The 9956-nt window shown below is 46.0% G+C and carries 10 protein-coding genes; 2 read left to right on the top strand and 8 right to left on the bottom strand.

Annotated elements, in window-relative coordinates; all coding sequences use genetic code 11:
• The first annotated feature begins 10 nt into the window (after positions 1-10).
• Positions 11-955 (top strand): PorP/SprF family type IX secretion system membrane protein, encoded by a 945-nt coding sequence (locus RA156_RS15905; RefSeq protein ID WP_306641515.1) that lies wholly within the window; start codon positions 11-13, stop codon positions 953-955.
• A gap of 14 nt (positions 956-969) precedes the next feature.
• Complete coding sequence (locus RA156_RS15900; protein ID WP_306641514.1) at positions 970-3132, top strand: OmpA family protein; 2163 nt, start codon at positions 970-972, stop codon at positions 3130-3132.
• 93 nt (positions 3133-3225) lie between these two features.
• Here the strand turns inward: RA156_RS15900 and pyk are convergent, their stop codons facing one another.
• From pyk to RA156_RS15860, 8 genes are all read right to left on the bottom strand, one after another.
• Positions 3226-4644, bottom strand: a complete 1419-nt coding sequence (gene pyk / locus RA156_RS15895) for a pyruvate kinase (protein WP_306641510.1) — start codon at positions 4642-4644, stop codon at positions 3226-3228.
• A gap of 10 nt (positions 4645-4654) precedes the next feature.
• Entirely contained in the window at positions 4655-5065 is a 411-nt protein-coding gene (locus RA156_RS15890) for an IPExxxVDY family protein (RefSeq protein ID WP_306641508.1), read from the bottom strand.
• A gap of 41 nt (positions 5066-5106) precedes the next feature.
• The gene (rnc, locus tag RA156_RS15885) at positions 5107-5832 is read right to left on the bottom strand and encodes a ribonuclease III (protein WP_306641506.1); all 726 of its coding nucleotides are present in this window, start codon (positions 5830-5832) and stop codon (positions 5107-5109) included.
• 2 nt (positions 5833-5834) lie between these two features.
• On the bottom strand, positions 5835-7079 hold the full coding sequence (fabF, locus tag RA156_RS15880; RefSeq protein ID WP_306641504.1) for a beta-ketoacyl-ACP synthase II: 1245 nt from the start codon (positions 7077-7079) through the stop codon (positions 5835-5837).
• 12 nt (positions 7080-7091) lie between these two features.
• On the bottom strand, positions 7092-7328 hold the full coding sequence (locus RA156_RS15875; RefSeq protein WP_306641503.1) for an acyl carrier protein: 237 nt from the start codon (positions 7326-7328) through the stop codon (positions 7092-7094).
• A 104-nt stretch (positions 7329-7432) separates the two neighbouring features.
• Positions 7433-8101, bottom strand: a complete 669-nt coding sequence (locus RA156_RS15870) for a nitroreductase family protein (RefSeq protein WP_306641501.1) — start codon at positions 8099-8101, stop codon at positions 7433-7435.
• Between the two features lie 89 nt (positions 8102-8190).
• The gene (locus tag RA156_RS15865; RefSeq protein WP_306641499.1) at positions 8191-8946 is read right to left on the bottom strand and encodes an ABC transporter ATP-binding protein; all 756 of its coding nucleotides are present in this window, start codon (positions 8944-8946) and stop codon (positions 8191-8193) included.
• Positions 8943-9683 (bottom strand): MlaE family ABC transporter permease, encoded by a 741-nt coding sequence (locus RA156_RS15860; RefSeq protein WP_306641498.1) that lies wholly within the window; start codon positions 9681-9683, stop codon positions 8943-8945. The genes RA156_RS15865 and RA156_RS15860 overlap by 4 nt, the downstream gene beginning before the upstream one ends.
• Positions 9684-9956: the final 273 nt, after the last annotated feature.

Below are 9956 nucleotides of genomic sequence, written 5' to 3'. Positions count from 1 at the left end.
ACCTACGCATATGCGTTACCAGATACTAACTACCCTAGCTGCATTGTTCATTTTCTCTTGCGTTGCCAACGCGCAGCAAGAGGCCGGACATGCTCAAAACTTAATGAATATGTTGCGTGTCAATCCTGCTTATGCGGGATACAAAGAGACCGCTGTGTTTACCGCATTCCACCGTTCACAGTGGGTCGGTTTCAAAGGCGCTCCAAGCACGCAGACCTTGTCGTTCGACATGCCTATCAAGCGCGGTAAATTCGCTTGGGGAGGTACGATCAATCACGACAAGATCGGACCGACTAGCGAGTTGTCGTTGATGATGGATGCTACAGCACGAGTGCAAGTGAACCGTACTGGATTCATGAGCTTCGGATTGAAGGCAACAGCATCAATGTTCCAGACGAATTTCTCTGACGTAACGTTGACTTCTACGCACTACGATCAGCAGGATGACTTCTTCTCGAACAACCCGCAAAGCGTGTTCATGCCAAACATTGGCTTCGGATTCTTCTACCATGACCGTGCGCACTTTGTAAGTGTTTCTGTACCGCGTTTGTTGGAGAATCAGCTTGACAAAAAGAACTCTGATGCCTACGCTTTTAGTGAAGGTGTTGTGCAGCCTACAGCGTTCTTGATGGCAGGAAAAATCTGGAAGATTGACCGTCAGTTCAAGTTTCAGCCAACGTTAATGATGCGTGCTACAGCTAATGCACCGCTATCAATTGGCGCGAATGCGAACCTTTTCATACAAGATACGTTCAAGGTAGGTGCATACTACTACTATAAAGAGGTGGCCGGCGCTTTCATCCAATATGAGGTGAATAAGAAGCTGAAGTTCGGATACTCTGTGGATGTCTTTGCACACCGCGCGATCACGACAAACTTCGGTAGCCATGAAATCATGGCGTCTTATCAGCTCAAAGCGAAGCGTAAGCGTATCGTGTACCCTCGCTACTTCTAATGAACACCCACCCTATGAAACGATTAACGCTCGTTCTGTTCATTCTAGGCCTCGCTATGTCCGCGGTTTCCCAGGAAGCCCTGATCGAACGTGGTGATAAGCTTTTTGACAAATTCAATTATGGCGAAGCGCTTTACTATTATCAAGACGCTTTCGCGGAAGATTCTACATCTATCTATTCGGTGCGGCACATTGGTTTGTGTATGCGTAAACTGGGAATGATGGAAGAAAGTGGTCTGTGGTTCCTCAAAGCCATTGACATGGGCAGTGACGTTCCCGAAGACAAGCTGTACTACGCTGAGTCATTGAAGGCTCAGATGAAGTATTCCAAGTCTGTGTTCTGGTACGCACGCTATTCGGCCGATAGGCCAGAAGATAGAAGAGCTCAAAAACACATTCGAGACACGCAGTATTTCCGAGATCTGTGGGCTGATTCCCTGAAATATGAGATTCACCGTCTAGAGATCAACAGTGATAAGCCGTCGTTTGGTATGTGTCGCTTTAATGGTCGTTATGTTTTCTGCTCCGCAGGAATTAACAACTCCTTTCTAGAAGAAGACGCCTTTGATGAGGTGCCCTTCCTCGACGTCTATGCGTGTGATCTGGATGAAGAAGGAGAAGCGATCAATCCAGAACGATTGAACGGTAACGTAAACAGTAAATATCACGACGGACCAGCATTCTTTGACGAGAATTACCAGGTCATGTACGTAACGCGTAATAACATGAAAGGTGGTCGTCCGGTCTATGATAAGTCTGGTACGGCCAATCTTCAAATCTATGCGATGCGTCTTCAAAACGGCGACTGGAGTAAGGCTGAAGGACTGCCATTCAACTCTGACGATTTCTCCACCGGACACCCTACGCTCGATATCGAGTCAACTCGTATGATTTTTGTATCGAACATGTTGGGTGGGTACGGTGGAACTGATCTATACGAGGTTCGCTACACTAAAAATGGGTGGACGGAGCCTGTAAATCTTGGTCCTGCGATCAATACTGAAGGAAACGAGATGTTCCCATTCATCTCAGATGAAGGAATTCTATATTTCTCTTCAGATGGTCATGCTGGTCTTGGTGGTCTTGACATTTTCGTTGCTGAGATTAGCGATGAAGGTTATTCGGAACCAATCAACCTTGGTTACCCGATTAACTCGTCGAAAGACGATTTTGGAATCCATTACAATGAGATAGAAGAGATGGGTTACTTCTCTTCAAACCGAAACGGACAAGGATCGGATAACATCTATCGATTCAGCACCGTTCGCTTCATGCAACAGATTGTTGCCTTGAACTTTGAGACTGACGAAAACGTTTTGATGGCCGGGAAATTCGTGACCCTTCGTTCATTGACCATGGAAGAAGATTCTGTCATTCGACTTGACGAAAACGGAAGCTTCCAGGCCTTGTTAGATGCCGGACATAGCTTCGAAGTATTCATGGGTCAGGGCGAGACGATGAGCAGTGAGCCTATCCTGTCTTTTGAGATTGATGAAGAGCTCACTGAGACCTTTGTAGATCTTGGAACATTCAAAGTTTCCAAGCAAGCGTTGATTGACGCTGGTTTGATTGAAGAGGTAATTGAGCTTCAACTCGCTATCGCGGAAGGGGACTCTCTTGGTGCGGCAGAGAAAGGAGCAGAAATCAGGGGACTCTTGGAGCGATTGCGGGATGAAACCCACTTCTTATCCAATACTGAATTCGACGAGCTTACGTCCAGTGAACTCATTGACAACTCCGAATTGGATCGACTGGTCTTAGAACAAGACGAAGTCGTCAAAGCGAAAAATGCTGAATTGAGACAGTACGAGCTCAATAACATCTACTTCGGGTTCGATAGCTATGCTATTCGTCGCTCAGAGCGCGAAAAAGCAACAGCATTGATCGAGATCATGGAGAATGATCCGAACGTCAACGTGGTCGTCAAAGCCCACACAGACTCTCGTGGAGATGAAAACTACAACCTCCTTCTCTCGATGCGCCGAGCGAAGAGTATCGAGAAGTACTTAGCAAAGTACGGCATCGACAAATCGCGATTCAAAATTGCATGGGTAGGAGAAAGCGAGTTGTTTATCGACTGTGAAGGACAACCATGTTCCGAAGCAGACCACGCGCTCAACCGAAGAGTGGAGGTTTTGTTTGTGGCGGGAGATCCGACTGCGTTAGAGGAAGAGTAGAAGGAAGAATAAGAGGTTAAGGATGCACATGTGCATCCTTAACTAGGGGTAGAATGAGAATAAAAAAGGGGCCTTTGGGGCCCCTTTTCTTTTTTATGCTTTTGACAGCTTCAGCATGTTGGTCATGCCTTGCTCTGAGATCGGCATTGAAGCGATGTTGATGACAAAATCGTCTTCTTGCAGATACCCTTGTTTCTTCAAAATGTACTTGATGTCAGCGATCGTGTGATCTGTGCTGACCATCTTATCATAGTAGAAGGCCTTTACACCCCATACAAGGTTCATTAGCGTGAGAATCTTGCGGTTTCCAGTGAAGACGAAGGTTCTTGCTCTAGGGCGCTGTGATGACACCTTAAATCCAGTGTAGCCTGAGAATGTCATGGTTACGATGGCCTTGGCTTCTACTCGTTTCGCTAGACGGCACGCATTGTAGCAGATAGAATCAGAAACGAAACGATCTTCGTTGGATTCTGCTGGTGGCTCTTCGTGGTAGTAAATGTGATCATGGCGCTCAATTTCGTCGATAATCTTCACCATGGCCTTGATGACTTCAACTGGGTGCTTACCTACTGAAGTTTCTCCACTCAACATCACCGCATCAGCGCCGTCTAACATCGCATTCGCAACGTCGTTTACTTCGGCACGTGTTGGAGTAATATTGGTAATCATCGTCTCCATCATCTGTGTAGCCACGATGACAGGTTTCGAGTTGCTAATGCACTTCTGTATAATCGACTTCTGGATCAACGGAACGTTCTGCATTGGCACCTCTACCCCAAGGTCTCCACGTGCTACCATAACCGCGTCAGTTTCAAGGATGATATCATCGATTTCATCCATTGCCTCTGGCTTTTCGATTTTGGCGATAACACGAGCGTGCTTCTCCTTGTCTTTAATGATGTGCTTCAGCTCAATGATATCTCGCGCTGAACGTACGAATGACAACCCAATCCAGTCAACATTCTGCTCGAGCGCAAACTCGAGGTCAACCAAATCCTTCGGCGTCAAACATGGTAGTGAGATCTTCGTATTTGGAAGGTTAATCCCTTTCTTCGAACTCAATACACCTCCATGGATGATGTCACATACCACTTCGTCTTTACCATTCGTGGAAGCGATTCGTAGCACCAGCTTACCGTCATCTAGAAGAACAGATTCACCTGGCTTTACATCCTTAGCGAAGTCTTCGTAGTTGGTGAACACCTTTTCAGCTGTTCCTACCATTTCCTTCGTTGTGATTTTCAATTGCTTCCCAGCTACGAGATCTACTCCGTTGTTTTCTACTTCTCCCACACGCAACTTCGGACCTTGAAGGTCAGCGAGGATCGCGGTGTGCGTACCCAATTCAACGTCTATTTCTCGGATGGTCTTGATCACCTCATTGTGCACTTCATGTGCGCCGTGAGAGAAATTCAAGCGGACAACGTCCACTCCTTCCTGTACCATTTGCTTTAGTACATCCTTCGGAGAACTCGCTGGTCCTATCGTAGCTACTACTTTGGTTCTTTTCATCGTCAGTTCCTTATTCAAAAATCAGGTTGTCTTTGTGTTTCAACCCTGCAGCGTCAAGAGGGAAGCATGCGATTACCGGTGAAAGCGAGCGAATCTGGTTCGAAATATCTGTTTCATTCAGATGGTCACCTTCTTCGATCTTGAGCAAATAATCGAATTGCTTTAGTTCAGGGATTAACGGCCCGTCAGTACTATGGTTTGCGATCAATGACCACACCTGCAATTCGTCTTCTGCTACGTGTTGGTATAACACATGTCTGCTCTTTCCTGAGCGCTGCGGTACCTCGTGCTCTCCTTCCATACTTAACTTCAGGTCGAGCTCCTTATTGAGGTACCAGCACAAGCGGTGACTCGAGTCATGACAACTGATTCCGAAAAGTAGGAAGCTGTAATCAAACTCAAAGTCAAGCTTATATTTCATAATGTAAAGATAAAGCACCTAAGTGTATTTTGCACACTTAGTTACTCCGCAATTGCCTCACAAGCCTCTCTAGCGGCCTGTTGTTCAGCACTTTTCTTCGATTTTCCTTTACCTCGACCAAGTGCATCGCCGTCAACAAAAGCCACGATCTCGTAGCGATCGGGGGCGTCAACTATCGGGTTCTCGCGGATCACCTCAAAGCTAAGCGAGACTTTTCGTTTTTGACACCATTCATGCAGTTTACTTTTAAAATCTGTTACTGTATGAACGCGTTTGTCTATACCGTTGTCTTTCAACAGGGCCAACACCTTCTTTGCAGTGAATTCATACCCTTTATCGAGGTAGATCGCTCCAATAAGCGCTTCAAGTGCGTTTCCTATCATTGATCGGTGCACCGGCTGCTTGCCAAGACGGGCAATGAGGTATTCGCTGATCTCAAGTTTGTCACCTACCATGTTGAGCATTTTTCTGCTCACTACTTTGGCTTTCATCTTGGTGAGTTCTCCTTCTGAAAGTCCTTCGTGTTCTTGATAGAGATATTCAGCTACAATAACATCCAGCACCGCATCACCAAGGAACTCTAATCGTTCGTTGGAACCATGCACACCAGTAGCGCCTCGTTTCACGGCAGAGCTATGACGCAATGCTTGCGTGTACAAGGTGGTATCACCTGGGCGGTAATTGAAATGTTTCTGGATGTAATCAGCGATGCGAGGGTCGTTGGTTTGTTTTTTCCAGAATCGTTGAAAAAAACGGCCTACTCCCATGCTCAGATTTTCTTGAAAATCGCTGATGTATTGTGTCCACCGAAACCGAATGTGTTGCTCAAGGCCGCACGCACTTCTCTTTTCTGTGCCTTATTGAATGTGAAGTTGAGCTTCTCATCCAATTCAGGGTCAGTGTTGGCGAAGTTGATTGTTGGAGGAACAATATCGTTCTGCACGGCGAGGATACAGGCGATCGCTTCGATCGCACCTGCAGCACCGAGCAAGTGACCAGTCATTGACTTAGTCGAAGAAATATTGAGGTTGTACGCGTGATCTCCGAATACTTGTTGGATCGCTTTTGTCTCCGCTACGTCTCCAAGTGGTGTACTTGTGCCGTGAACGTTGATGTAATCGATCTCATCTGCTTGCATTCCCGCATCTTCCAACGAGTAACGCATTACATTCGAAGCGCCTAGACCTTCTGGATGTGGAGCTGTCATGTGGTGTGCATCGGCAGAGAGACCTCCACCAACGAGTTCACAATAGATCTTCGCTCCACGAGCTTTCGCGTGCTCGTATTCTTCTAGAATCACGCATCCTGCACCTTCACCCAAAACGAACCCATCCCTAGTGGCATCAAATGGTCTAGATGCCGTAGCGTAATTTTCGTTGTTCGTAGATAGGGCTTTAAGTGCGTTGAATCCGCCGATTCCAGCTTCATTAACGGCTGCTTCAGAACCACCGCTCACGATGATATCGCTTTTACCCAAACGGATATAAGTGAAGGCATCAATAAGTGCGTTAGTAGAACTAGCGCAAGCGGAAACGGTTGTGAAGTTAGGGCCACGGAATCCGTATTTGATCGAGATATGCCCTGAGGCGATATCTGCGATCATTTTCGGAATAAAGAAAGGATTGAAACGCGGTGTTCCGTCACCATTAGCGAAGTTGATACATTCATCTTGGAATGTTTTCAACCCACCAATACCTGAACCCCAAATCACCCCGATACGATCGCGATCAAGATCTTCAGTAATGTTCGCATCCTTTACTGCTTCATCAACAGTAACCAATGCGTACTGTGCGAACTGGTCAAGTTTTCGTGCCTCTTTACGATCAAAATGATCTTGGGCATTAAATCCTTTTACTTCGCACGCAAACTGAGTCTTGAACTTCGAAGCATCAAAATGCGTGATCGGTGCGGCACCACTAACACCATCGATTAGATTTTTCCAGTAGTCCTGGGCATTATTTCCAATCGGTGTGAGTGCCCCAATTCCGGTGACAACGACGCGCTTCAGCTCCATATAGGCGTACCCTTACTTAGCGTTATTTTCGATGTATTCTACGGCTTGACCAACAGTATTGATCTTTTCAGCCTGGTCATCTGGAATAGCGATGTTGAATTCTTTTTCGAACTCCATGATCAACTCAACAGTATCCAGAGAGTCTGCACCTAGATCATTTGTGAAGCTTGCTTCAGAAGTAACTTCTCCTTCATCTACTCCTAGCTTGTCAACAATGATCGCTGTAACTTTTGAACTTACGTCAGACATATTGATTTGTTTAAAAATTCGGTGCAAAGTAAATAAACTTTACTCTTACCACCAATTGATTTAATTTTCTGTGTATCAGGCGTTTAATAATCTTTCGGTATGTATCAATACCACTTAATGAGCTTATCTGGCCCCTTGCGTGTGAGTTCAGGCACCTCAGTACCTTCTGCTGGATATCCGATTGGAATGTTCAAATAGGCCTTTTCATTCGGGGGTCTATCAAGCGCCTTCTCCAAGAAATTCATCGGACTTGGTGTATGAGTCAGCGCGACCAAACCAGCGTTATGCACGGCCGCTAGCATCATACCCACCGCAATCCCTACAGATTCATTGACGTAGTAATTATTGGCGCGTTTTCCAGCTTCATCTGTGGTATATGAATGCTTGAACACTACAATCAGCGCAGGTGCTACTTCTATAAAGGGTTTGATATGATCTGTTCCGAAGGGCTCTAAATCTTTTAGCCAACGGTCGCTCATTCGTCCATTGTAGTTGCGGTACTCTTCCTCTTCGGCCAATCGACGAACTTCTTTCCGAAGCTCTCCATCCTGTACCACGCAAAAAGTCCATGGCTCTTTGTGAGCTCCACTTGGTGCCGTTCCAGCGGTACGAAGAATATTCTCTATTACCTCTTTCGGCACTGGTCGATCACTAAATGTTCGCACACTGCGGCGCTTGTTCATGAACTCGTAGTATTCTCTACTGCGGCGGATCATTTCCTCCTCTTCGAATTGAACTCCCGGATACGGGATGAACGTACTGCTTTCAGCCATGGTTAATGATTTAATAGTGGAATGCAATATCGGATATTGCTGATGGATGCTATCACGAAAATTAAACGATTCCGCGCTAGCGAGAAAACCTATGAGAGGTTCTTACGGACGATTTTCATGAAATCAGAAGCATAAACGAAGTCATTTAGCTCTTGATTCGAGGAATGGAGGATGTCGTCTTTGCTGCCAGTCCACCAAATCATTCCTTTATTCACGAAGTTGATATTATCACCTACTTCAATCACAGAGTTCATATCGTGCGATACGACTACGGTGGTCATTTTGAACTCATAAGTAATCTCATGGATCAAGTTATCGATGACAATGGCCGTTTGCGGATCGAGTCCAGAGTTCGGTTCATCGCAGAACAAATACTTTGGATTCATAGCAATGGCGCGCGCGATACCAACCCGCTTCTGCATACCCCCTGAAATCTCAGCAGGAAATTTCTTGTTCGAACCTTCGAGCTGCACACGCTTCAAACAGAAATTGATACGCTCTTGCATTTCTTCCTCGCTCATACCACCGAACATCCGCAGAGGAAAACCAACATTCTCTTCAACGGTCATCGAGTCAAACAACGCGCTGCCTTGAAACAGCATCCCAATCTCCTTCCGGATCTCTTTGCGCTCCTTGTTATTCATCGACGTGAAATCACGTCCATCATAAAGGATCTGCCCGGAATCAACCTCAAGCAGACCAACGATGCATTTCGTTGTCACCGATTTTCCACTACCCGAACGACCAATGATAAAGTTCACTTTACCCGTCTGGAAGGTGGCCGTCACATCTTTGAGGACATGCTGCTCACCAAATGTCTTATTCACATCAACTACCTGGATCATGTCAAGAGCAATTGAGTGAGTAATAAGTTGGTCACCATGATCAGTACAATACTGTATACCACGGCTTGTGTAGACGAATGACCTACTTCTAGCGCCCCTCCCTTCGTATGATAACCGTGGTAGGCTGAAACCGAAACGATAATAAAGGCGAATACCGTCGTCTTGATCAAAGCATACGCTACTTGGAAGGTGTTGAAATCATATTGAATCCCGACTTCGTAGTCTGCTACGGGAATGACATTGGCCAACTCACCGATAATGGCCCCTGCCGTGACTCCCAGGAACATCGAACCAATAATCAGGAAGGGAAAGATGATCACCGAAGCAACGATTTTCGGCAAGATCAAATAGCCTGCAGAGTTCACCCCCATAATATCCAGGGCATCGATTTGCTCTGTAATGCGCATCGTTCCAATCTCCGAAGCGATGTTCGACCCGACCTTCCCAGCCATAATCACCGGAATGATGGTAGGAGCAAACTCGAGTATCATGGTTTGACGTACGGTGAAACCAACAGTGTAGAGCGGAATCCATCCAGATTCAATCTGTGCCGCTGTTTGCAGACAGATCACCGCTCCCATGAACAAGGAGAGCAGCGCAACAATCCCCACACTTTGCACCCCAATCTTGTCAATTTCAGTGACCATCAGACGGAAGAATAGCTTCCACTTCTCCGGCCTACGGAAGGTGGTGCGCATCAAAAGGAAGAATCTACCTATGTGGAAGAATATCTGCATTGGTGAGAGCTAAATTAGAACAAGACAACAGGTACTATGCTAAGCCAGAAATAACTTTTCAAGGTTTGCCGTTCGATAAAGGCAGTTTGTTAAAGCACTGAGAGTGCATGAATTTCTCTGTATCTTTCATGACCTTTGTATGTAAAGGGAATGATCTACGTATGAAACGACTTTTTCTTCCAACGCTTATCATCCTCGCTGTGTTGTTCTCAGTGTCGATGTCTTCTTGCTCCGCATTCCGTAAAAAGAATCGCTGTAACACCTGTCCTGTCT

This window comes from Sanyastnella coralliicola (genome assembly GCF_030845195.1).
Classification (GTDB): domain Bacteria; phylum Bacteroidota; class Bacteroidia; order Flavobacteriales_D; family Sanyastnellaceae; genus Sanyastnella; species Sanyastnella coralliicola.
This window is presented reverse-complemented; position numbering and strand designations above follow the sequence as displayed.

Coding starts and splice junctions, on each gene's coding strand:
- pyk (WP_306641510.1), bottom strand. CDS start 4,644: ATGAAAAGAACCAAAGTAGTAGCTACGATAGGACCAGCGAGTTCTCCG.
- RA156_RS15905 (WP_306641515.1), top strand. CDS start 11: ATGCGTTACCAGATACTAACTACCCTAGCTGCATTGTTCATTTTCTCT.
- RA156_RS15860 (WP_306641498.1), bottom strand. CDS start 9,683: ATGCAGATATTCTTCCACATAGGTAGATTCTTCCTTTTGATGCGCACC.
- RA156_RS15865 (WP_306641499.1), bottom strand. CDS start 8,946: ATGATCCAGGTAGTTGATGTGAATAAGACATTTGGTGAGCAGCATGTC.
- RA156_RS15890 (WP_306641508.1), bottom strand. CDS start 5,065: ATGAAATATAAGCTTGACTTTGAGTTTGATTACAGCTTCCTACTTTTC.
- rnc (WP_306641506.1), bottom strand. CDS start 5,832: ATGGGAGTAGGCCGTTTTTTTCAACGATTCTGGAAAAAACAAACCAAC.
- fabF (WP_306641504.1), bottom strand. CDS start 7,079: ATGGAGCTGAAGCGCGTCGTTGTCACCGGAATTGGGGCACTCACACCG.
- RA156_RS15875 (WP_306641503.1), bottom strand. CDS start 7,328: ATGTCTGACGTAAGTTCAAAAGTTACAGCGATCATTGTTGACAAGCTA.
- RA156_RS15900 (WP_306641514.1), top strand. CDS start 970: ATGAAACGATTAACGCTCGTTCTGTTCATTCTAGGCCTCGCTATGTCC.
- RA156_RS15870 (WP_306641501.1), bottom strand. CDS start 8,101: ATGGCTGAAAGCAGTACGTTCATCCCGTATCCGGGAGTTCAATTCGAA.